11 protein-coding genes are annotated in these 23,194 nt (G+C 71.9%); 6 read left to right on the top strand and 5 right to left on the bottom strand.

The features are described from left to right. Nucleotides 1-1,473 (bottom strand): McrB family protein, encoded by a 1,473-nt coding sequence (locus QSK31_RS39435; protein ID WP_285689854.1) that lies wholly within the window; start codon nucleotides 1,471-1,473, stop codon nucleotides 1-3. Between the two features lie 45 nt (nucleotides 1,474-1,518). Continuing rightward, the gene (locus QSK31_RS39430; RefSeq protein ID WP_285689852.1) at nucleotides 1,519-2,829 is read right to left on the bottom strand and encodes a TolB family protein; all 1,311 of its coding nucleotides are present in this window, start codon (nucleotides 2,827-2,829) and stop codon (nucleotides 1,519-1,521) included. 109 nt (nucleotides 2,830-2,938) lie between these two features. Here QSK31_RS39430 and QSK31_RS39425 point away from each other — a divergent pair, with 109 nt between their 5' ends. The 3 genes from QSK31_RS39425 (at nucleotide 2,939) to QSK31_RS39415 (ending at nucleotide 6,586) form a co-directional block, all read left to right on the top strand. Beyond that, the gene (locus QSK31_RS39425; protein ID WP_285689851.1) at nucleotides 2,939-4,999 is read left to right on the top strand and encodes a galactose oxidase-like domain-containing protein; all 2,061 of its coding nucleotides are present in this window, start codon (nucleotides 2,939-2,941) and stop codon (nucleotides 4,997-4,999) included. 139 nt (nucleotides 5,000-5,138) lie between these two features. Then, on the top strand, nucleotides 5,139-5,843 hold the full coding sequence (locus tag QSK31_RS39420) for a GAF and ANTAR domain-containing protein (RefSeq protein ID WP_285689849.1): 705 nt from the start codon (nucleotides 5,139-5,141) through the stop codon (nucleotides 5,841-5,843). Nucleotides 5,844-5,857: 14 nt separating this feature from the next. Beyond that, the gene (locus tag QSK31_RS39415) at nucleotides 5,858-6,586 is read left to right on the top strand and encodes a GAF and ANTAR domain-containing protein (RefSeq protein WP_285689847.1); all 729 of its coding nucleotides are present in this window, start codon (nucleotides 5,858-5,860) and stop codon (nucleotides 6,584-6,586) included. Here QSK31_RS39415 and QSK31_RS39410 read toward each other — a convergent pair. After that, nucleotides 6,549-6,953, bottom strand: a complete 405-nt coding sequence (locus tag QSK31_RS39410; protein WP_285689846.1) for an RNA polymerase sigma factor — start codon at nucleotides 6,951-6,953, stop codon at nucleotides 6,549-6,551. The genes QSK31_RS39415 and QSK31_RS39410 overlap by 38 nt on opposite strands. Before the next feature lie 141 nt (nucleotides 6,954-7,094). After that, complete coding sequence (locus QSK31_RS39405; RefSeq protein ID WP_285689845.1) at nucleotides 7,095-8,111, bottom strand: fatty acid desaturase family protein; 1,017 nt, start codon at nucleotides 8,109-8,111, stop codon at nucleotides 7,095-7,097. A gap of 203 nt (nucleotides 8,112-8,314) precedes the next feature. On the opposite strand from QSK31_RS39405, the gene QSK31_RS39400 reads away from it, so the two are divergent. Further along, nucleotides 8,315-8,755 carry a DUF5994 family protein gene (locus QSK31_RS39400; RefSeq protein ID WP_285689844.1) on the top strand — a complete coding sequence of 147 codons (441 nt, stop codon included), beginning with the start codon at nucleotides 8,315-8,317 and terminating at the stop codon, nucleotides 8,753-8,755. 244 nt (nucleotides 8,756-8,999) lie between these two features. Here the strand turns inward: QSK31_RS39400 and QSK31_RS39395 are convergent, their stop codons facing one another. Further along, on the bottom strand, nucleotides 9,000-10,682 hold the full coding sequence (locus QSK31_RS39395) for a cellulase family glycosylhydrolase (protein WP_285689843.1): 1,683 nt from the start codon (nucleotides 10,680-10,682) through the stop codon (nucleotides 9,000-9,002). A 129-nt stretch (nucleotides 10,683-10,811) separates the two neighbouring features. Between QSK31_RS39395 and QSK31_RS39390 the strand changes: the two genes are divergently transcribed. Together QSK31_RS39390 and QSK31_RS39385 are read left to right on the top strand one after the other, a co-directional pair. Then, complete coding sequence (locus QSK31_RS39390) at nucleotides 10,812-17,447, top strand: LamG-like jellyroll fold domain-containing protein (RefSeq protein WP_285689842.1); 6,636 nt, start codon at nucleotides 10,812-10,814, stop codon at nucleotides 17,445-17,447. 37 nt (nucleotides 17,448-17,484) lie between these two features. Continuing rightward, on the top strand, nucleotides 17,485-23,079 hold the full coding sequence (locus tag QSK31_RS39385; protein ID WP_285689841.1) for an RHS repeat-associated core domain-containing protein: 5,595 nt from the start codon (nucleotides 17,485-17,487) through the stop codon (nucleotides 23,077-23,079). Nucleotides 23,080-23,194: the final 115 nt, after the last annotated feature.

The raw sequence follows: 23,194 nt of genomic DNA, 5'->3' as shown, positions 1-23,194 counted from the left end.
TCAGGCCAGTTCCGCGATGAGAGCGCGGACCTCGGTGTCGAGCTGGGCCAGTTCCTGCGGCCGCTCGAACCAGAACTCACCGAGATATGGCCGCAGCTGGTAGTCCCAGATGCGCACGGCGGCGGCCGCGTCCAGCGCCTCGGTCATCCAGTACGAGTGACCGGGACACACCGAGGCCTCGAGGCCCACCCGATCGCGGATGAGCCGGAAGACCCCGCCCGCGAGGTCGGCGTTGTGCGCCGATCGTTCGCCCGCCCAGCCGGCCAGCACCGCCTCGTCAGGAAGCAAGGGAAAGGCGTTGAATCGACGCCGCAGTGCGAAGTCCATCAGGGCCAGGCTGCGGTCGGCGGTGTTCATGGTGCCGAGCAGAAAGACATTCTCGGGTACGGAGAACCGGCGCTGCGAGTACGGAAGCGTCACGAGGGTGTCGCCCCGGTATTCGAGCAGGAACAGCAGCTCCCCGAAGACGGCCGCCAGGTCGGCCCGGTTCATCTCATCGACGATCAGCACGAACGTCTCGCCGGGTGCGGATGCGGCCCGGTCACACAGGCGCGCGAAGAGTCCCGCCCGTACCTCGTACCGCAGACCACCGTCCCCGGCCTCCGGCCGGAGACCCTCGATGAAGTCCTCGTACGAGTAGGCCGGATGGAACTGGACAATCTCGATGTGGTCCGGCGAGGTGGCGAGATGCCGGGCGAGCAGCCTCGCCACGAAGGTCTTCCCGGTTCCCGGTGGCCCGTGGAAGACCGCCTGCCGCATCCCGGTGGTCAACGCTTCGACCCACTGGTCGACCTGCTCGACGGGCAGGTAACAGCGGGTCGCCACCTCCTCGGTGGTCAGCCGCCGTCCGGTCGGTGGCAGCGCGGGTTCCGTCTTCAGGGGGACATCCCGTCGCATGACGGTGGTCAGGATCGCGTCCGCCTCCTGCGGCGCGACGTCGTTCGTCTCCCGCCAGTGCCGCAGGTCGGCGCAGAACCGCTCGTACGCGTCCCGGCCGTTCGCCCGGTAGTCGTTGCCGGTGATCGCGTGGAGTCCCCGCATCGTCGCGTTGATGCACACGCCGAACCGGACCGGATCGCGCAGATAGAGCAGGTAGCTGGGTAGCGACGAACCGGCATGCGCGAAGGTGGGGCGGTAGGCGAAGATCTGCCCGAGCGTGGTGAGTGATTCCTCGATCGGTGGTCGCCACAGCAGGTCGGTCATCCGGTTGAAGGTCTCCGGGTCGCGGCCGAGTTTGTCCATGATCGCGCCGGTGAAGCCGGGAGTGAAGCGGTCGTAGCGGATGCGGCCCAGCTTCTCGTGCCGGTTGAAGATCCGGCCCAGCTCGGCGATGCGCGCGGCATCCATCCGCCCCAGGTGGCCCTCGATGAATCGGCGCGCCTCATCCTCGGCGTCGATCCGGCCCGAGACGAATCCGGGACCGAACTGTTCACGGACGGAGGCGATGACGTCGGCGCTGTCGATGCTCGGCACGCCGATGGTTGTGTCACCGGCGTCCTCTGTGTACGAGGGCGAGCGTCAGCCGGCCGACCAGCGGTAGATGTGCGGGGCGCCCGGTGCGGCACCGGGGGCCAGCCCGGCGGAGTCGGCGTAGAAGGCGACCCGCCGGGCGTCCGCGGACATCGCCGGGGTCTGGCTGCCGAGGCTGGAGTCGTACGGGTTCTGCTGGCCGGCGGTCAGCAGGCGGAGGCCCCCGGTTCGCCGGTCGCGCAGGTAGATGTCGTAGATCCGGTTGGTGTCCTGCGGGCGCATCCGGTGTGCGCTGGTGAATGCCACGTAGCGGCCGTCGGCGGACAGGGACGGCTGGGAGCTCCCGCGGGTCCGATCGTCGGGGCGGGAGTTCCGGGACACCAGGGAGAGCTTGCCGGTGCGCAGGTCGTACGCCCAGACGCTGTTGACCCACTCCGCGCCGATCGCCAGGACGCCGGAGAAGGTGAACGCCGCGGTCCGGCCGTCATCCGAGATCTCCGGGTCGGCGACGTCGCTGACGAAGAACCCCGGGTCGCGGACGACGCCGGCCGACAGGTTGACGGTCGTGTGCCGCCGGCGGTCGCGGACGTACGCGGCGGTGAACGCCATCGGATCGGACGGATCCGCTGTCAGCCCGGGGCTGCTGAGGAAGGCGACCCGGCTGCCGTCGGCGGAGATCGACGATTCGTACGCGAAGGAGTCGCTCTGCCTGCCGTCGGCGGTGAGCGAGACCCGTTCGGTACGTCCGGCGTCGAGGTCGCGCACGAAGATGTCCGCGGTGGCGTTCGTGTCGCCCGGCACCAGGTTCGTGGACGACGACGCGAAGGCCACGTGCCGCCCGTCCGCGGAGATGTCCGGCACGCCGCCGCCCCGGTCGGCCTGGACACCGCCCGGGCCGAGGCCGACGCGGGCGGTCCGTCCTCGCCGGAGGTCGCGGACGAAGACGTCGACGGCGCCGTTCGTGTCGCCCGGCACCAGGTCGGACGCGCCCGAGTGGAAGGCGATGTACCGGCCGTCGGCCGAGATGGACGGGGCGCCGCTGCCCAGGTTCCCGGAGGTGCCGCCCGGCGTGCGGGAGACCAGCGTGGTCCGGCCCGCCCGCATGTCCCGCACGAAGACGTCGGCCTCGCGTCCGTTGGTGTCGCCGGGCGCCAGGTCGACCGCCCTCGAGGTGAACGCCACGAACCGGCCGTCCGCGGAGATCGCCGGGGACGGGTCGTTGGCGTACTCGACGTCGTCCCCGCCGGGGCTGACCGAGACCAGCTCGATCCGGCCGGGCCGGGCCGGAGCGGCCGATGCCGGAGTTGTCACGCAGAGTGAACCAGCCAGGACGACGGCAATGGTGCCCAGGGCTCGCATTCTCTCGATGCTAGACCTAATTGTTGATCACATTGGGTGAACGGCCATCCCTCATCGGCCGTTCGGACGGCATCGCGACTCATGGATGCCGCGTTAGCGTCCCAATACCATGCGTAGACGTCGTTCCCTTCTCGCCGGCGGATTACTGTCCACAGTGATCCTTTCCGGTTCCCCCGCGGCCGGTCATCAGCATGTTCACGACCACAGCGACGGGAGCGCGCACGCGGCCACCGATCTGGCCGGGACGCCGATGCGGGTCATCGAGCAGCGGACCGCCGTCAACGCGGCACGGATCCAGCGCTCCACCGGCGTGCGTCCGGGGGTGGCGCGGGCCGGTGCCAGGGCCGCCGTCGCCGCCGACCCGGGGCGGTCGGGGGAGTGGAGCCCGGTGCTGGACACCCCGGTCGTGCCGGTGTTCCAGGCGGTGCTGCCGAACGGCAAGGTGCTGATCTGGGACTCCGTCGGCGACGACGCGGCGTCCGGGTACCCGGACCACAGCTTCACCCGGGTGATGGTCTGGAACCCGGCCGACGACACGTACAAGCGGGTCGACCTGCAGGGCTCCAACATCTTCTGCGCCGGGTTCGCGCATCTCCCGGACGGGAACATTCTCGTCGCCGGCGGCAATGCCAATGCGGAGCTCGACGGTACGGTCCGGACGTACGTCTTCGACTGGCAGGACGAGACCTGGACCCGCGGCAACGACATGGCCGAGGAACGCTGGTATCCGTCGGTCACCCAGATGGCCAACGGCGAGGACGTGATCCTCGGCGGCGGTCCCGCGATCCCCGAGGTGTACCAGGCCGACGGGGCCATCCGTGCGCTGCCCGGGTTCACCGGCTACAGCGCGCGGGTGTATCCCTTCATGGCCTCGCGACCGGATACCCAGCTCGGGCTGATCGGGCCGTTCCGCTCGGCGTACACCATCAACACCTCCGGGAACGGAACCGTCACGGCGACCGTGCGGCGCGACGCGATCAACCGCGACTACGGGAGCTTCGCCGGGTACGACGTGGGCAGGACGGTCGTGGTCGGCGGGGGCAACATCACCGAGGGTGGCGCCACGAACGTGCCCACCCGGACCACCGTCGTCGTCGACAGCAACACCGGCCTGAACCCGGCGATCACGCTGTCCGGCCCGCTGTCGGTCCCGCGCAAGCAGCTCAACGCGACCCTGCTCGCCGACGGCTCGGTGCTGGCCACCGGTGGCATGACCAGCGCGGCCCCCTCCGGTCTCGTCGACCTGAACCATGCCGTGACCGCGGCGGAACGCTGGGATCCGGCGACCGGCACGTGGACCCTGCTGGCGAGCGCGAGCCGCGTCCGGCAGTACCACTCGACGGCCGCGCTGCTGCCGGACGGCCGGGTGCTGACCGGTGGCGGCGGCATCTGCGACGTCTGCATGGAGACCGGGTACCTGGAGAAGAACGTCGAGTACTTCACCCCGCCGTACCTGTACAGCAAGGACGGCAGCGGGGCTCTCGCCGCGCGGCCGGTGATCTCCGCGGCGCCGGCCGGTGTCGGCGTCGGCGGCTCGTTCACGATCACGTCGGCGCAGGCGGCGAGCGTCCGGAAGGTCGCGCTGGTCGGCCTCGGCGACGTCACACACGGCGTCGACCAGGGCCAGCGGTACGTCCCGCTGCGGTTCACGGCCTCCGGTACGACGCTGACCGTCACCGGGCCGCCGAACGGTGGCGTGGCCCCGCCCGGCTACTACATGCTCTTCGTCATCGACGCCGCCGGTGTCCCGTCCGTGGCCAGGATGGTGCAGGTCGCCAAGGGCCCGAACCCGCTGATGAGCCAGGTCAGGAGCGACACCGGCCGCTGCGTCGACCTGCCTGCCTCCAGCACCGCGCCACGCACCTACCTGCAGACGTACGACTGCAACAGCACCAAGGCGCAGGCGCTGACCCGGCTGCCGGACGACCGGTCGCTGCGGGTCCTCGGCAACTGCCTGGACGTGCCGTCGAGCTCCTACGTCAGCGGCGCCAGGATCTGGGCCTTCACCTGCAACCGGACGGCCGCGCAGACCTGGCAGTTCGGCGCGGACGGCACGATCCGCCCGGCCGCGAGGACGACACTGTGTCTGGCTCCGGTGTCATCGGTCCAGCGGGCGGCCGTCATCATCCAGACCTGCAACGGCGGCCGGTTCCAGAAGTGGAGCTGGTGACCGCCACCGAGCGGCGCGGCAGCGGGGTCGAGGGACTCGTCCTCGATGGTCGACTCGCGCGCCGTGGTGCCGGGGTATGGTGAGCCGGTTGCTGCCCTGGTCCCTGGCGTAGGTGACGGACTGGGGAGGGCATGCCGGTATGGACGATCACCGGACGGTGGTCCGGGGCCTGATCGACCGGCAGCCGGGACACCTCGATCTGCTGCAGCGGGTCTGCTGTGCCGCCGCGGAGGCGCTGTCGGCCTCCGGCGCGGGCATCAGCGTGATGACCGCCGACGGAACCAGGGGGGTGAGCGCGACCTCCGACCCGGTGAGCGAACGGGTCGAGGAATTGCAGTTCACCCTGGGTGAGGGGCCTTGCATCGACGCCTTCGCCTCGCGCCGGCCGGTGCTCACCGCCGACCTGGCGGAGACCGAGGCCTACCAGTGGCCGGTGTACGCTCCGGCGGCCCGGGAGGACGGTGTCCGCGCCGTCTTCGCGTTTCCCCTGCAGGTCGGCGCCGCGCGGCTCGGGGTGATGGACATCTTCCGCGCCCGGGTCGGGGCGCTGACCGACGAGGAACTCCGCACCGCGTTCGGCTTCGTGGAGGTCACCGTGGACGCACTGCTGGACATGCAGGAGGACAGGGACGCGCACGACGATGACCGCGCCGCGGTTCTGGACGTCGGGCGGCGCGCCGAACTGTTCCAGGCGCAAGGGATGGTCATGGTGCAACTCGGGGTAACCATCGGGGAAGCTCTGGTGCGGATGCGGGCGTACGCCTACGCCGAGAACCGTCGTCTCGAGGACATCGCGCGTGATGTCGTCAACCGGCAACTGCGATTGGACGGGATCAAGGAATGAGTGGGAGACAGGGCATGGGCACCGTTTCGGTTGAGCGGCTGGCCACGATTTTCGTGGAGGTCGCCGACACCCTGGTCGACGAGTTCGACCTGCTCGACTTCCTGCACATGCTCACCGCCCGGGCCACCAGCCTGGTCGGGGCGCCCGCCACCGGGCTGATGCTGGCAGACGAGCGGGGACGGCTCGAGTTCGTGGCGGGTTCCGACGAGAACGTCCGCCTGGTCGAGCTGTTCCAGCTGCAGAACGACCAGGGCCCCTGCCTGGAGGCGTTCCGGACGGGCCGGCCGGTGATCAACGTCGACCTGGAGGCCGCGACCGAACGCTGGCCGCGGTTCGCGACCCGGGCCGCCGAGGCGGGCTTCCGCTCGGTGCACGCCTTCCCCCTGCGGCTGCGGACGAAGGTGATCGGCGCGCTGAACGTCTTCGGTGACACCACCGGCGGTAACTTCGACCCGGCGGACGTCCCGATCATGCAGGCTCTCGCCGACGTGGCGACCATCGGCCTGATCCAGGAACGCGCGATCCGCCGGAGCGAGGCGCTGACCGAGCAGCTGCAGGGTGCGCTGAACAGCCGGATCGTCATCGAGCAGGCCAAGGGCGCCCTGGCCCAGGTCCAGGACATCAGCGTCGACGAGGCGTTCCGCCGGATCCGCGCCTACGCCCGGAGCAACAACCTGCGGCTCACCGAGGTGGCCTATCTGATCGTCACCGATCTGGCGAGCCTGCCCGGGCTGACGCGGTGATGTCGTCCCGGTCGACCGACCGCCGGAGGATGGCCGCGAACTCCAGTTCCGCATAGCTGGGACGCGGACCCTCCCAGGTGGGGAGTTCGGCGGCCCGGCGCCGCACGATGCCGGTGATCCAGGTCGTGACGTCGACCTCCGGCGCGCGATGGCAACCGGCCAGCCACCACACCTCGACATAGCTGGCCGCGAGGATCTCATCGGCCCGGCCGGCATCGGGCAGACGCGCCACCAGTTCGGCCCGGGCCGCTGCCGAGGTGCGCGCGAACAGTGCGGCGAAGGCGGGCACGCTGCCGCAGGAGATCAATTCCACCAACGTGGCATCGCTGAACTGCTGGCCATCGGGTTTTGGCGAGTCGATGCTCATGAAGGCTCCAGAGGGCGGGCGGCCAACTCTGCCGCCGGGGTCCGGAGCGACGCACTCGATGTCATCGAGCAGTGTCACAACGTTACGGCTTCGGGGCCGCCGGTGCCACCGGGGCCACCGTGATTCTCCGTGGGAGATTCATCATGCGCGTAGCGGGGCGCCGACCTCGTGCAGGTGGCGTAGCGCCTGCCGGTACGACTCGACCAGGCTCGTCGTCTCGTAGGAGACACCGAGGTCGCGGCAGTAGGCCTCGACGATCGGCTGGGCCTTCTTCAGGTTCGGCGTGGGCATCCCGGGGAACAGGTGGTGCTCGATCTGGTAGTTCAGGCCGCCGAGGGCCGCGTCGGTGAACCGGCCGCCGGCCACGTTGCGGGAGGTCAGCACCTGCTTGCGCAGATAGTCCTCGGCTCCGGTCGGATGCGGCATGCCCTTGTGGTTCGGCGCGAACGTCATGCCCAGATAAACCCCGAAGACCGCGTGGTGTACGAGGAAGAAGGCGAGAGCCTGCGGCGGGGACAGCACCACGAGCAACGCGGTCGCATAGGCGGCCAGATGCAGGGTCATCAGGCCGGCTTCCAGGCCACGGCGCTTCATGCCCGGACGCCGCAGCGCCTTGAAGCTGGAGATGCGCAGATCGATGCTGAGCAGCGTCAGCAGGGGGAAGAACAACCCGGCCTGATGACGGGTGATGAAGCCCTTCAGGCCACGCCGGCCCCAGGCCGACTCGGTGGCCCAGATCAGCACCTCAGGTCGTACGTCAGGATCGAGATCGTCGTGGTTGGGGTTGTTGTGGTGGCGGGTGTGCTTGTCCATCCACCAGCCGTAACTCATCCCCACCGCGACGTTGGCGGCGATCCGGCCGGCCACCTCGCTGGGCCGCTTCGTGCGGAACACCTGCCGGTGCGCCACATCGTGCGCCAGCAGCGCCGCCTGCGTGAACACGACCCCGAGCAGCGCCGCCGCCGCGAGGGTCCACCAGGACGATCCGATCAGGACGAAGACGGCCCACCCGCCGGCGAACATCGCGGCGACGACGGCCGCCCGGACCGCGTAGTAGGCCGGGCGCCGCTCGAGCAGCCCGGCGTCGATGATCCGGCGATTCAGAGAGGCGAAATCGCTACCGGCCGTTCTCGGCCGCTGCGTGACAGATGCGCTCATGGCGCGACTCCTAACCTTGCATGCAGACTGACGAGGCCGCGGAGTCTGGACGGCCGGATTCCATTGATACCCCGGTGCACGAGCCGATAAACAGGGGCGGATGCGCGTACGGTTGGGGGACACCGGCTTTCTCGACGTCCTTCGACGAGCGCAACGCGCCCGCCCCTTGATGGCGCGGACGTCGTCGACAGGAAGGCATCGCGATGACCGACACCACCACCATGGCTCCCGTGCGCCTGCGGATGGACCCGGAGCCTTCCCGCACCACCCTCCTCGACGGGGCCTGGTGGCCGCGCACGACGGACGCGGTGGCCGAGCTCCCCGCCCTGCTGGCCGCCCTGAAGGACCTCCGGGGCGAGATCACGCACGTGCTGCTGAACACCGCGGAATGGGACCTCCCGCACCCGCGCCGGGCCGCCGCCGGCCGCCGGGCGGTACGGCTGGGCTGGTACACCTCCCAGCCGGCCGGGCTGGTCACCATCATGATCGACTTCGGCCGCGACCGCTTCGACCTGCTGGTCGTCCCGCCGGACGCGAGCCGGGCATCGGCCGGCATCGCCCTGGACGCCGCGGCGGACGCCACCGACAGGCGCCGCACGCCCGAACTCCTCGCCCAGATCGAGCACTCCGGCCAGGCCGGGTAGCGGCTCTCGCGATGGAGATCCGCTGAGGGCCGGGTTCGGGCCTCAGGTGTTGCCGGCGCTGTCGCCGTCTGCGCGGGTGGCCGGGGCGCGCGTTGTGTGTGCGCCTGGCGGACCCGGCCGCGCCGGCCGCGCCCGTGAGTGGCGGCGGCGACGGCGAGCGGGCACCCGGGCCGCCGGGCAGACCGGCCGCGGCGACGGTGAGCGGTCAGCTCAGCGATCGCGTCGCCCGGACGGTGGCCTCCGATCAGCCGATCACGTCGGCCCGGTCGATGGTCACGCCGGTGCCGGTGGATGCCGGGTTCCGGGTGCCGGTGACGCGGACGCGGAGCGTGTGGGTGCCGGACCTCAGCGCCGGGCTGGTCCAGACCGGGACGTCGCCGGTCTTGGTGGCGCTGTAGAGGTCGATCGACGTCTCGGCCCCGCCGTCGATCGAGACGGCGGCGATCCCGTGGTGGCTCGCGATGACCGCCCGGTAGGTGACCCGGGCGCCGGTGAAGGTGAGCGTGGCGGTCCGCCCGGTCACCGCGCTCCAGCTCTGGGACGCGCCGTGGAACGTGACCGCGGGCTCGTCGCAGGCGGTGCAGTGGCTCCATCCGTCGCCGTACGTCCAGCCCGGGTCGTCCACGACGGTCCGGTTCTTGCCGCGCAGCTGGGCCGCGTGGTCGGCGAACGCCTGGTAGGCCGGGTCGGTCTCGCCGTCGATGCTGAACCCTTCGCCGTTGTCGGGCGGCCAGACGAAGGCGCCCGGGTCGGCGTCGTCGTCCTGCGGGTGCGGCCTGGTCGGCTGCGCTTTGACCTTGCCTTCGAGCCGCCAGTACGTCCACCCCGCGCAGTCGTCGTCGGCGAACACCGCGTCCAGCCACGTCCGGTAGAGCGCGGCCCGGCTGTCCCGTTCGGCGGCGGTCGTGGCCGGGTAGGCGAATTCCTGCAGCAGGACCGGCTTGCCCGCGCGGCGGGCGGAGGCGCAGTGCCTCGCGATCAGGTCCACGACGCCCTGCGGTGTCACGTTGTGATAGGTCGGGTAGGTGTGCCAGGTCTGGAAGTCGACCGCGGGCGCCGCGACCGGCTCGGTGTCCGGGTCGCTGCCGGCCCGGCCGTCGTAGAAGCCCTCGCTGCCGCTGCCGACGAGTTGCCGGGCGCCCCGCGCCTTGAGGTGCAGCGCCATCTCCTGCATCCAGCTCTGCGCGAGGCTGACGGAGCCGACCTCGGGCTCGTTCATCAGGTCCCAGGCGAAGATCGTCGGGTCGTCGGCGTAGCGGAGGCCGGTCAGCGGGTTGACCCGGTCGAGGACGTGGGCGGTCCAGTCCCGGTAGAACTGCTTGGCGCGCGGGTCCTGGTAGAAGAACGTGTACCGGCGCGGATCGTTCGCCGCGTCGAAGCCGTCCAGGTACCAGGCGTTGACCTGCTGGGCGCCGCCGGCCCACTGCCAGAAGTCGAGCATGGCGATGTCGAGCCGCAGGCCGAGCCGGCCGGCCTTCCAGATCACGTAGTCCCACCGGCCCAGGCCGTCGGTGCTGCTGTCGTTGAAGGCGTAGGTGTTGCGCGTGGTGTCCCAGTAGGCCAGGTAGGTGCCGTGCACGCCCATGTTGGACGAGTCGGCGGTGCTGGCCGGGTTCCACACGTGCCGTCTGGTGACGCCGTCCGGTGAACCTTTGACGGAGTTGAGGATTCCCCGGACCACGTTGTAGCCGGAGCCGGCGGCCGACGTGAGCACCGAGTCCACTTCGGCCCGGGTGCCCCAGCCGAGGTAGTGGTTGTTCGTCCCGGCGACGTAGAAGGGCCGCCCGTCGAGGACGAACCGGGTGCCGGCGGCCGTGACGAACGGCGTCTCGGCGGCCGCGTCGGCGGGCCTCGGCGCGGCGCCGAGTCCGGTCAGGATCAGGAGCACGGCCGCGATCAGCACCGGTTTGCGAGCAACGACACTCATGAAGGTCACCCTCGGGGCCTGACCGCGTGGCGACAACCCGGAAGTCCGGAAGCGGCCACGTCCCCCGGCGACAGCGTCGCGACAGCGCTGCGCAGGCCGTACGAAAGAGGGGGTTGCGAGGGTGTCGGGGTGAAAACACAATCGCGCCGGCGGCGGGCGCTCGCCGTGCCCGTCCTGCTGGCCCTCCTGATCGGACTCGTGCTGGTGGTGGTGCGGTCCGCGGGAGAGCCGCCGGTTCCCTCGGGTCCGCCCGTCGCGGAGGCATCGACGCTCCGGACGGCGATGTCGGCGGCACGCACGCAGGGGACGCCGGTCACGGTGGGTGCCCTCACGAGCGAGACCCGGCTGGTACGCGCGGAGCCCGCCGGCGGGTTCACCGCGGAACTGAGCACCACCCCGGCAAGGCTTATGCGCCAGGGCAAGTGGGTGACGATCGACACCACGCTGGCGCGCCGTGCCGACGGGACGGTGGGGACGGTGGCGACCGATCCGCCGCTGGAGCTCTCGCCCGGCGGCGCCGGCGTGCCGCTGCTGCGGTTCGGCGGGCCGGGCCGGTCGATGTCGCTGTCGTGGCCGGGGAAGCTGCCCGCACCTCGGCTGAGCGGCAGCACCGCCACCTACCCGGACGTGCTGCCCGGCGTCGACCTGGTCGTGCGCGCCGATCGGGGCGGCTACGGCCAGCACCTCGTCGTCAGGAACGCGGCGGCGGCGGCGAACCGGGCGCTGCGGTCGATCCGGCTGCCGCTGAGGACCGACGGGCTGACGTTGCGGGTCACCCGCGACGGCGGGCTGACCGCCCGCGACAAGGCCGGCGCCGTCGTGTTCGCCGGTCCGCCCGCGATGATGTGGGACTCGACCGGCGCGCGCCGGTCGGCCGTCGGCGTCCGTGTCGAGCGGCGGGCCCTGGTGCTCACCCCGGACCCGGAGGTGCTCACCGGCGCGGGCGTCCGGTATCCGGTGACCATCGATCCGACGCTCGCGGACTTCCAGCACACCGGCTGGGCGAAGGTGTTCAGCGGCCTGCCGAACGCGCGGGTGTGGATGGGCGGCATCGACGGCGACCAGAGCAAGGTCGGCCAGTGCTACCCGTCGCCGCAGTGCGGTGGCATCGGCGCGGTCCGCACCTACTACCAGTTCGACACCGGCTGGCTGGCCGGGAAGCAGATCACGTCGGCGAACCTGCAGACGGTGATGAACTACTCGCCGGACTGCGCGACCAATGTCATCCACGACCTGTACCACCCCGGTGGCGACATCGGACCGGACACCACCTGGAACAACGCGCCGCAGGGCGGCAAGGTCTCGGAGAACATGATCGGGACCTCGTGCAACGGGGGCCTGCTCTACAACTTCCTGATGGCGCCGCAGGAGGTCGAGGCGGGCGGCGTCTCGGCGTACTTCCTCAAGGCCCGCGACGAGGGTCACGGACTGGCCTGGCGCAAGTACGACACCGCCGCGACGAAGCTCATCGTCGCCTACAACACCCCGCCGAACGCGCCGGAGGACCTGTCGACGAGTCCCGAGCTGCCCGCGGCCTGCCGCTGGTGCGACGGGAAGCCGTACCTCGGCGAGTCCGCGATCCGGTTGCAGGCGCGGCTGAGCGACGGCGACGGCGACAACCTGTCGCCGCGCTGGCGGATCCTGCACAACGGCAACCAGGTCGAGGAGCGGGCCGGCGGGGAGCAGACCAGCGGCGACTGGTTCGTCACCGATCTCGACCTGAGCAATCGCGACGGCGCCGAGGTGTCCTGGGGTGTCCGCGCCAACGACCGGTCCGCCGACGGCCCGCAGCGGATGGGCCCCCGGTCCTTCGTCGTGGACCGGGTCGGCGTGGACCGGCCGCCGGTCGTCTCCGGGATCCTGTACCAGGCGGACAACCGCTGGCACGGCAGCGCCTCGACGCCGGACCGGTTCACCTTCCAGGCCGGCGGCGTCGCCGACATCAACGGCTACCTGTACGGCTGGACGGACTCGCCCAACCAGTGGGTGGACGCGGAGTCTCTCGGCGGCAGGGCCACGGTGGAGCTCACCCCGCCCGGTGACGGCCCCCGGATCCTGTACGTGCAGAGCGTCGACCGGGCCGGGCACCGGAGCCCGATGCAGACGTACCGCTTCTACGTCCGGGCGGGCAACGGGGCGGTCGCGTCGTGGTCGCTGGACGGCAACCTCACCGACGACGCGTTCCTCGGCGACCGGCACGGCACGCTGACCGGCCCCGCCACCTACGGACCGGGAGCGGTCGGCCAGGCCCTGCGGCTGAACGGCGCCGCGGCCGGTGCGACCGCGCCCAACGCGATCCGTACCGACGCGGCGTTCACCGTGTCCGCCTGGGCGAAGCTCGACAGCGGCGGCGGCGCCCAGGCCGTGGTCGCGCAGGACTTCGGCCCGCGGTCCGGGTTCGTGCTGTGGTACCGGCCGGACAACGGCGGCCAGTGGGTGTTCGGCGCGGTCCGGGCCGACCTGTCCGCCACCGACATGGCCCGTTCCGCCGAACCCGCGCAGCTCGGCGTCTGGACCCACCTCACCGGCGTCTACAACCCCGCCTCGAACCCGCAGCTACGCCTGTACGTCAACGGCGTCGAGGCCGGCTCCGCCACCACCGGCGGGCCGATCGGCAACGCCACCGGCCCGGTGCGCATCGGCCACCTGATGTGGAACGGCGCCCTGGTCGACTACTGGAACGGCGCCGTCGACGAGGTCGAGCTGTACGACCGGCCGTTGTCCGCGCCCGAGGTCGGCGCGCTGGTCCGTAACGACAACGTCCAGCTCGGCCGCTGGACGTTCGACGAGCAGGAGGGCACGACCGCCCGCAACTCCGTGGACGGCGCCGAGTCGTTCGTCGTCAAGGAGGGCGGGTCGCTCGTCGCGGGCGGCGCCATGCGTGGCTCGCTCAAGCTCGACGGCGTCACCGGTCACGCGGCCACCTCCGGGGCGGTCGTCCGCACCAACCGCAGTTTCTCCGTCGCCGCGTACGTCCGGCTCGACCAGTCGAGGATCGCGACCGCGCTGTCCCAGGACGGCATCACGTCCAGCGGGTTCGTCCTGCAGCAGCGCAACGGTGCCTGGGTGTTCGAGCTGACCGACGGCGCCGGCAAGGTGCTGGCCACCGCGGCCGGTCCGGCGGGAACCGTCCAGACCGGTCAGTGGGTGCATCTGGCCGGGGTGTTCGACGCCACCACCCGCAAGGCGTTCCTCTACGTCGACGGCAGCCGGCTGGGCGCCGACGAGGACAACGCCGGTCCGTTCGCCGACACCACCGGGGCGCTGACCGTCGGCCGGGGCCGTACCGCGGGAAGCCCGGCGGACCACTGGCCGGGCGGCATCGACGAGGTGCGCGTCTACAGCCGTGCGATCGGCGCGGACGAGGTCCGTGGTCTGCTCAACGCCGACCTGAAGGCGGCCGAGTTCCGGCTCGACGGCGACGCCCGGGACGCCAGGCGCACCAGGCCCGGCTCGATCGTCGGCGCCCTGAAGTGGACCGCCGGCCGGGGGACCTTCCCGGACCCGGACGACCTCGCGGCCCAGTTCGACGGGCCGGCGCACCTCACCGCCGACCGGGCTGTCGACACGTCCAGGAGTTTCACCGTCTCGGCCTGGGCGCGTACCGACGGGACCGGCGCGGCACAGACGATCGTCTCCCAGGACGGCGGCCGGGTCAGTTCCTTCCTGCTCCAGCTCACCGCCGACGGGCACTGGGCGGCCGCGATGTTCGCCCGGGACGCCGACGGTGGCGGCGCCGCGACCCGGGCGGTCGGCGCCGCGGCGCAGCCCGGCATCTGGACCCACGTCGCCGCGTCGTACTCGGCCACGGACGGGCGGCTCGTCCTGTACGTCAACGGCGTCCCCTCCGCGAGCGTCGCGCATTCCGGCGCCTGGAACGCTCCGGCCGGCCTGCTCGCGATCGGCCGTGGCCAGTGGAACGGCCAGCCGGTCGACGGCTTCCGCGGCGCCGTCGACGACGTCACCCTGTACGGACGGGCCCTGTTCGGCGACGAGGTGAAGACCCTCGCCGGCCGCGACCTGAGCCTGGCCCACAACTGGCGGCTCGACGAGCCGTCCGGCGGCACCGCGGGTGACGCGGTCGGCACGCGCGGCGCGACCCTGGTCAGCGGCGCCTCCTTCGCGGCCGGCCGGACCGGCAACGCGCTGAGCCTGGACGGCAGCGCTGGCGCGGCCCGGACGAACGGCGTCGACGTCTCCACCGCCGGCAGCTTCACGGTCAGCGCCTGGGTGTGGCTGCCCGACGAGGAGGCCAAGTCCTGCCCGTTCTCGTCGACGGTCACGTCCTGCCGGCTCGACGCGGTCACCCAGGACGGCGCCGCGACGAGCAAGTTCCGCCTCGGGCACTACATCGACGACGGGCAGAAGCCGTGGGGCGCCTGGATCTTCGAGATGCCCGAGTCGGACGCCCCGGACGCACCGGTCACCAAGGCCGCCGTCTCGGTCGAGGACAGCCAGGTCAACGCCTGGGTGCACCTGACCGGCACGTACGACGCGGCGGGCAAGGTCCTGCACCTGTACGTCGACGGCGGCGCGGTGGACGACGGCACCCTGCTCAACGCCTGGCCGGCCACCGGTGGGCTGCAGATCGGCCGCGGCCGCAGTGGCAGCACCCCGGTCAACCACTGGCGCGGCAAGATCGACGACGTCCGGCTCTACAACGGCGTGCTCACCGCCGATCGCGTCGAGGAGCTCGTCGGCTCGTACGGCGCGGAGAACGGCACCGCGACCCTGCCGATCGAGGACGCCGGCCGCTGGCGGCTGGACGAGGGCGGCGGCACCACCGCCGGCGACACCAGCCCGAACCGGCGTCCGCTGACGCTCAAGGGCGGCGCCGGCTGGGGCAACGGGCGGGACGGCACGGCCGCCTCGTTCGACGGCACGAAGGGCTACGCCGAGACCGCCGGCCGCGCCGTCGACACCTCCCGGGACTTCACGGTGTCGGCCTGGGCGGTGCTCAACCAGGGCGGTGGCAGCGCCAACCGGGTCGTGCTGTCCCAGGACGGCGACACCACCAGCGGGTTCACGGTGCAGTACAACCCGGGGACCAACACCTGGGCGGCGACCGTCGCCGGCACGGATGCCGCCGATCCGGCGACGACGACCGTGGTCGCGACCGAGCCCGCCGCCCCCGGCTTCTGGACGCATCTGACCCTGGTGCACCGGGCGCAGACCCAGCAGCTCCGGCTGTACGTCAACGGCGTCCTCAAGGGGGCGCAGGCGGGTGCTCCGGTCTTCAACGCCGGTGGCTCGTTCGCGGTGGGCCGGGCCAAGGTGGGCGGTGCGGCGGCGAACTTCTGGCCGGGCGTCGTCGACGACGTCCGCGCCTACGGGCGGGCGCTCACCGACGGCGAGGTGGCCAAGGTCCACGACGACGTGAGCCCGGTCCTGCACGGCCTGTTCCGGTTCGACGACGGCACCCTCGACGACGCGAGCTGGCGCAAGCTGACCGGCATCCCGTCCGGCACCGGTGTCGCCCTCGGCCCCGGCGTCAGTGGCCGGGCGGTCCGCCTCGACGGCGCCGGCGAGGCGGTGCGCACCAGTGCCGAGGCCGCACCGATGCGGGACAGTTTCACGGTCGGCGCGTGGGCCAACCTGACCAAGGACGGCCAGATCGCCACGGTTCTGGCCCAGGACGGCAGCCGGATGAGCGGTTTCGTCCTGCAGTACCGCCCGGCGGCCCAGCGGTGGGTGTTCGGCGTGTCCACTCAGGACGCGGACGGCGCACCGTACGTCTACGCGTCGTCGGCGGCCCCGGCCCAGCTGAACCGCTGGACCCACCTGGCCGGCGTCTACGACCAGGCCGCCCGCCAGATCCGGCTCTACGTCGACGGCCAGCTCGCCGGCATGCAACGGGTCGACGGCGTCTGGCTGGCCGGCGGCGGCACGTCGATCGGCCGGAGCCTGGTCAACGGCGGCCGCGCCGAGTTCTTCCCCGGCCTGGTCGACGAGGTCCGCACCGACGCGGGCATGCTCGCGCCGGACGAGATCGCCCGGCTCGCGACCTGGCCGGCGCCGGCGGCGGGCCAGTTCGGCCGGTACGTCAGCACGGACGGCGACCGGGCCGGTGGGGCGACCAGCCAGGCGGTCCCGGCCGGGTACCACTTCGACGCGACGCTCGGGCTGCTCCTGGCCAGCGCGCCCGCGGGCAGTCGCCTGCTGTACGCCTGCTCCGGCGGGACGGACCGGTTCACCTCGATCGACCCGGCCTGCGAGGGCGGGACGTCGCTCGGCGAGATCGGCCGGGTGTATGCGAGCGCGCCGACCGGCGTGGCGACGATGCCCGTCTACCGGTGCACCACCGCCGGCGACCGGTTCGAGTCCCGGGATCCGTGCGCCGATCCGGCCCAGCAGGTCGTCCTCGGTCACACCCTGGCCTACGCGCCGCTCAACCGGTACCTGGGCCCGGGGTGGGACCACGCCAGCACCACCGACGCGCTGCTGCCGGGCTACCGCCTGGAGGGCCCGCTCGGTGTCCTGCCGCTGACGAACCAGGCCGGGACGGTCGCGGTGTACGCCTGCGCGACCGGCCTCGACCAGTTCGTCAGCACCGACGCCGCCTGCGAGGGCAAGCGGGTCGTCGGCGCCGTCGGGCGGGTCTGGACCGCGGCGCCACCCGGACCGGGCAGCCGGGCGCTGTACAGCTGCTCGCTGCGCCAGGAGCGGTTCCTGTCGGTGGCCGCGGACTGCCAAGGCTCCACCGTCGTCGGCCTGCTCGGCTACGTGCTCACCACGGTGCCGGGCGACCAGCCCGTGACCGGCTGACCCCGCCACATCCGTGTCTCGTCCGAGGAGCAAGCACGTGCGAAATATCAGAAGACGAGTGTCGCCCGCCCTGGTGGTGGCACTCATCGCGACCACCCTCGCGGTGCTGGGGCGGCCCGCGGCGGCCGCGGCGGCCACCCCCACCGTTCCGCTGCCGACCGTCGCGTCGGTGCCCGGAACCACCGACGGGCGCCAGGACCTCGGCGGGCTCCCGGCGGACGAGGTGGGCACCAACATCCTGCGGGGCAACCAGCCCACCGCCGGGATCCCGCCGAAGGACGGCGCCGGCACCTACTCCGCCACCCCGCTGGCACCGTCGGCGACCTGGGAGGTGTCGGCGCAGACCGGCGACTTCACCTGGTCGTACCCGTTCGCTGTGCCGCCCGCGCCAGGCGGGCTGCAGCCGCCGCTCGCGCTGTCGTACTCGTCGTCCAGCCTGGACGGCCGCAACAGCGCGACGAACAACCAGTCCTCCTGGGTCGGCGACGGCTGGGAGTTGTCGGCGGGCTTCGTCGAGCGGATCTACGGCGGTTGCTCCGAGGACACCGAGGGGACCACGCCGCCGAAGACCGGCGACCTGTGCTGGCGTACCGACAACGCCGTGGCGTCGTACCCCGGGGGAGGGGGTCAGCTCATCCGTGAGGGCACGTCGCGCCTCTGGCGGGCCCAGAGCGACGACGGCGCCCGCATCGAGCGGGTGACCGAGGAGGGCAACGGCGACGACGACGGCGAGTCGTGGAAGATCACCACGACCGGCGGCACCCAGTACTTCTTCGGCTCGAGCGCCGCGGCGAAGTCGACCTGGACCGTGCCCGTCTACGGCGACGACGAGGGCGAACCCTGCCACGCCGGCAGTTTCGAGGCGTCCTCGTGCCGCCAGGCCTGGCGCTGGAACCTCGACAGGATCGTGGACCGCAACGGCAACACGATCGAGTACACCTACGACGCGGAGACGAACAACTACGGCCAGAACCTCAAGGAGACCGCCGCGCCGTACACCCGGGGCGGCACCCTGCGGAAGATCGAGTACGGGATGCGGGCCGGCGGCAGCCCCGCCGCGGTGATCGAGTTCGGGACCGCCGACCGGTGCGTCAAGGAGAGCACCTGCAACCGGGACCACCCGGAGAACTGGGTCGACGTGCCCTGGAAGTCCGCCTGCGACGGCGGCGCCTGCAAGGATCAGCACGCGCCGACGTTCTGGTCGACCAAGCGCCTGGAATCGGTGAAGACCTTCGTCCGGCGGGCCGGCGGGCTCGCCCTGGTCGACAGCTGGCGTCTCGCCCACGAGTTCCCCAAGCCCGGCGACGGCGGCCAGCCCGCGCTGTGGTTGTCCTCCGTCACCCACACCGGCCACGTCGGCCAGGCGCTCGACCTGCCACCGACCGTGTTCGCCGGCATGGCCCTGGCGAACCGGGTCGACCCGCAACCGACCGCGTTCCCGCTGCGCCGCTACCGGATCAATCGCGTGGTCACCGAGACCGGCGCCGTCACCGGGGTGATCTACGCCGACCCGGACTGCACGACCGCGCCGGCCAAGGGCGCCGGGAACACCAAGCGGTGCTTCCCGGTGACCTGGCGCAACGCGGCCCTCGCCGAACGCACCGACCACTTCCACAAGTACGTCGTCAGCAAGATCGTCGAGACGGATCAGCTGGCCAGCACCACCCCGATGGAGACCCGCTACGAGTACCTCGGCGGCGCCGCCTGGCATTACGACACCTCGGAGTTCACCAAGGACGACAAGCGCGACTGGAACGAGTTCCGCGGCTACGGCAAGGTCGTCGTGCGCCGGGGCAGCGGGGCGGCGGACTCGGTCGGCAAGACCGAGCATCGCTACCACCGGGGCATGAGCGGCGACCGGGACGCCGGCACCGTGACCGTGGAGGACGCCACCGGCGCCACCCGCACCGACGACGACTGGCTGGCCGGCTTCGAGTTCGAGACGACCACCTACGCCGGTGACACGGGCACGGTCCTCACCCGTACGGTCAACACCCCCGATGTGCAGGGGCCGTTCGCGAGCCGGGGGGCGCTCAAGTCGTACCTCACCAGAATGGGGCTCGAACGGACCTTCACCACGCTCGCGGCCGGCGGGCAGCGCACCACCCGGACCACCACCACCTGGACCGATCGGGGTCTGCCGGAACGGATCGACGACCGCGGTGACGACGCGACGGCGGCCGACGACCGCTGCACCAGGCTCACCTACGGCCCGGACACCGGCCGCTGGATCCTCGACCCGGTCACCCGGTCCCGGACCGACGGCGTGGCGTGCGACGTCACGCCGGACCACCCGGCCGACGCGATCGCGGACACCGCGACGACCTACGACGACGACGGCAACCCCACCGCGGTCCGCGTCCTCGACCACTGGACCACCGAACCGGTCCGTGTCCTGAGCGGCACGACCACCTACGACAAGCACGGCCGGGTGACCGCCCGGACGGACGCGCTGGGCCGCACCACCACGACCGCCTACACGCCGGCCGAGGGCGGCCCGGTCACCGCCACGACGGTCACCAACCCGCTGGGGCACACCGAGACCACGACCCTGGAACCGGCGTGGGGCAAGCCGTTGACCGTCGCCGACGCCAACGGGCGCACCACCACGTCCGTCTACGACCCGGTGGGCCGGCTCACCAAGGTGTGGCTGCCGGACGCCCGGCGGCTGCCCGGCGGCAGCGAACCGCACCAGCAGTACGACTACGTGGTGAGCAACACCGCCGCCAACGTCATCGTCTCCACCGTCGTGAAGCCCAACGGCAACCGGATCGCGACGACCACGGTCCACGACGGCCGGATGCGGGTCCGCCAGACGCAGACGCCCGCGCCCGGCGGTGGGCGCCTGCTGACCTACACCCAGTACGACGGGCGGGGCCAGGTCGCCCGCAGCACCCGGCCGTACTTCAACGACGGCGACATCGACCAGCGCCTCACCGTGCCGCTGCAGACCGTGCTGCCGGCCTTCACCGACGTGGGCTACGACGGCGCCGGCCGGCCCGTCACGCAGACGTTCCGCACCGCGCACAGCAGCTGGCCGACCACCACCACGTACGGCGGCGACCGGGTCACCGTGGTGCCGCCCGCCGGTGGCACCACCACGACCGCGGTCACCGACGCGCGCGGGCAGACCGTGCAGCGGCTCCAGCACCGCGGCGCCGAACCCGCGCACGTCACCTCGTACACGTACACGAGGGCGGGACAGCTCGCCGGCGTCACCAACGCCGGCAACGAGACCTGGCGCTGGTTCTACGACCTGCGGGGCCGCGAGATCCGCGCCGAGGACGTGGACGCGGGCACCACCCGCAAGACGTACGACGCGGCCGACCGGATCCGGACCGTGACCGACGCCCGCGACCGGACGATCGCCTACACCTACGACGACCTGGACCGGGTCACCAGCGGCCGGGAGGGCTCGGCGGACGGCCCGATCCGCGCCGCCTGGACCTACGACACCGTGCCCCGCGGCAAGGGCCATCCCGCGACCAGCACCCGCTACGAGGGCGGCAAGGCGTACACCTCGACCGTCGGCGGGTACTCCGAGCGTTACCAGGTGACCCGGGCCAGTGTCGGCTTCCCCGAGGCGGACGGCATGATGGCCGCCTCGTACACCGTCACGACCGCCTACAACACCGACGGCAGCGTCGACGGCACGGTGCTGCCGCAGATCGGCGACCTGCCCGCCGAGACGGTCACCACCGTCTACGACGACCTCGGCAACCCGGTCGGGCTCAAAGGTTCCCTGCAGACGACCCCGGTGCGGACCAACGCCGACTACGTCACCGCCACCGACCTCACCCGGTACGGCGAGCCGCAGCGGATCCAGTACGGCGTCGAGGGCCGGCGGGTCTGGCAGACGTCCCTCTACGAGACCGGCACCCGGCGGCCGCAGCGCAGCATCGTCGACGCCGAACTGCCCCGCCCGATGCAGACCGACACCACCTACACCTACGACCCGGCGGGCAACATCCTGTCCGTCGCCGACAAGCCCGACGGTCTGGCCCAGGACACGCAGTGCTTCCGGTACGACCACCTGCGCCGGCTCACCGAGGCGTTCACCAGCACCGGGGAGTGCGCGTCCGGCCCGAGCACGGCCACCCTCGGTACCACCGCGCCGTACTGGAACGGGTACACCTACTCCGCGTCCGGCAACCGGCTCTCCGAGACCCGGCACGGCGCCGCCGGCGACACGGTCCGCACGTCGGCCTACCCCGCCGGGCACAAGCTGGGCAGCGTCACGACCACCTCGCCAGGGTCAACACCCAGGACCGAGACCTTCGGGTACGACGAGACGGGCAACACCGTGGCCCGGCCCGGCCAGCAGCTCGACTGGAGCCTCGAGGGCAAGCTGCTCTCGGTCACCGAGCAGGACCTGACGACGGCGTTCCGGTACGACGCCGAGGGGACCGTGCTCCTGCGCCGTGACCCGTCCGCGATCACGCTCTACCTGGGCGGGCAGGAACTCCGCATCGACCGGAGGACCGGCGCGCAGGCGCCCACCAGGTACTACTCGTTCGGCGGTAGGACGATCGCGATGCGCACCACGGCCGGGACCACCTGGCTGGCCGGCGACCACCAGGGCACCCTGCAACTGTCCGTCGACGAGGCGACCCAGGCCGTGGTGAAGCGGCGCCAGACACCGTTCGGCGTGCCCCGGGGCGAGGCGGCGTCGTTCCCGACCGAACGCGGGTTCGTCGGCGGCACCGACAACCCGTCCACCGGGCTGGTGACGGTCGGCGCCCGGCAGTACGACGCGGGCAACGGGCGTTTCCTCTCGGTCGACCCGGTCGCCGACATCAAGGATCCCCAGCAGCTCAACGGGTACGCGTACGCGAACAACTCGCCGGTGACCTTCGCCGACCCGACCGGCCTGGCGGTCAACTGCGGTGTCGACGGCATCGCCTGCGACGGCGGGAAGAAGGCCGACACCTGTTGCTACTCACCGCCGCCGGTCGCCGCGCCGCCGGTCTGGTCCGCGCCCGTCGGACCGTCTGTCCCGTACGCGCCGCCGATCGGCCCGGCGGTGCCGGCCCGCCGGGGGCTCTGCCCCGACGGCGTCTGCGCCAACGGTCTCGGCACACCCAAGCGGGCGCAACCGCCGGCCTGGTACTACTCGCCGGCCGCGGCGCCGCAGCCGAACCGCAACAAGGCCAACTGCCCCGACGGCGAGGCGCCCTGCACCGCCGCCGCCGGCTGGGAACCCGGCCCGACGATCACCGACGCCCCGCCGCGAAGCCTCTGCTACGACGGTAACGGCTTCGGCACCCTGATCTGTTTCGCCGGAAGTCACGAAGGAACCGGGCGCACGCTGACCGTCAAGATGCGAACCCCCACCAGCGTCCAGATCGTGAACCTCACCGTCGACGGCGGGTCGCGGGTCATCAGCAATTGCAAGTACAACGCGTCGGGTGAGAACTGCTCCTACTCCGCCAAGGCGAACCCTCGCATCACGCCGAAGTGCAAAAAGGAGGGAATCGGGCTTGCCTCGAATGGCATGGGTGTCGTCCTGGGCATCGCGGGCGCGATCGTCGTCCCCGACCCTGTCGGAAAGGTCATTTCCCTTGCGGGCGGCGCGGTGGCCGGCGGCGCCACCTACTCCTCCTATCTAGGCTTCCAGCAGGAAGGGTGTTGACCGCGCATCGGTGAAACCCCTGATGCCCGCGCCGCCGGTGAACCTGCCGGCGGCGCGGTGTCGTCGGGGAGCTATTCGAGCACCGTCAAATGGGTCCCGCCGGGGCGCGGATTCG

Origin of the sequence: Actinoplanes sp. NBRC 103695 (assembly GCF_030269485.1) — a bacterium.
In the GTDB taxonomy this organism is placed as follows: Bacteria; Actinomycetota; Actinomycetes; order Mycobacteriales; family Micromonosporaceae; genus Actinoplanes.
This window is presented reverse-complemented; position numbering and strand designations above follow the sequence as displayed.

Coding starts and splice junctions, on each gene's coding strand:
- QSK31_RS39420 (WP_285689849.1), top strand. CDS start 5,139: ATGGACGATCACCGGACGGTGGTCCGGGGCCTGATCGACCGGCAGCCG.
- QSK31_RS39430 (WP_285689852.1), bottom strand. CDS start 2,829: ATGCGAGCCCTGGGCACCATTGCCGTCGTCCTGGCTGGTTCACTCTGC.
- QSK31_RS39395 (WP_285689843.1), bottom strand. CDS start 10,682: ATGAGTGTCGTTGCTCGCAAACCGGTGCTGATCGCGGCCGTGCTCCTG.
- QSK31_RS39415 (WP_285689847.1), top strand. CDS start 5,858: ATGGGCACCGTTTCGGTTGAGCGGCTGGCCACGATTTTCGTGGAGGTC.
- QSK31_RS39410 (WP_285689846.1), bottom strand. CDS start 6,953: ATGAGCATCGACTCGCCAAAACCCGATGGCCAGCAGTTCAGCGATGCC.
- QSK31_RS39425 (WP_285689851.1), top strand. CDS start 2,939: ATGCGTAGACGTCGTTCCCTTCTCGCCGGCGGATTACTGTCCACAGTG.
- QSK31_RS39405 (WP_285689845.1), bottom strand. CDS start 8,111: ATGAGCGCATCTGTCACGCAGCGGCCGAGAACGGCCGGTAGCGATTTC.
- QSK31_RS39400 (WP_285689844.1), top strand. CDS start 8,315: ATGACCGACACCACCACCATGGCTCCCGTGCGCCTGCGGATGGACCCG.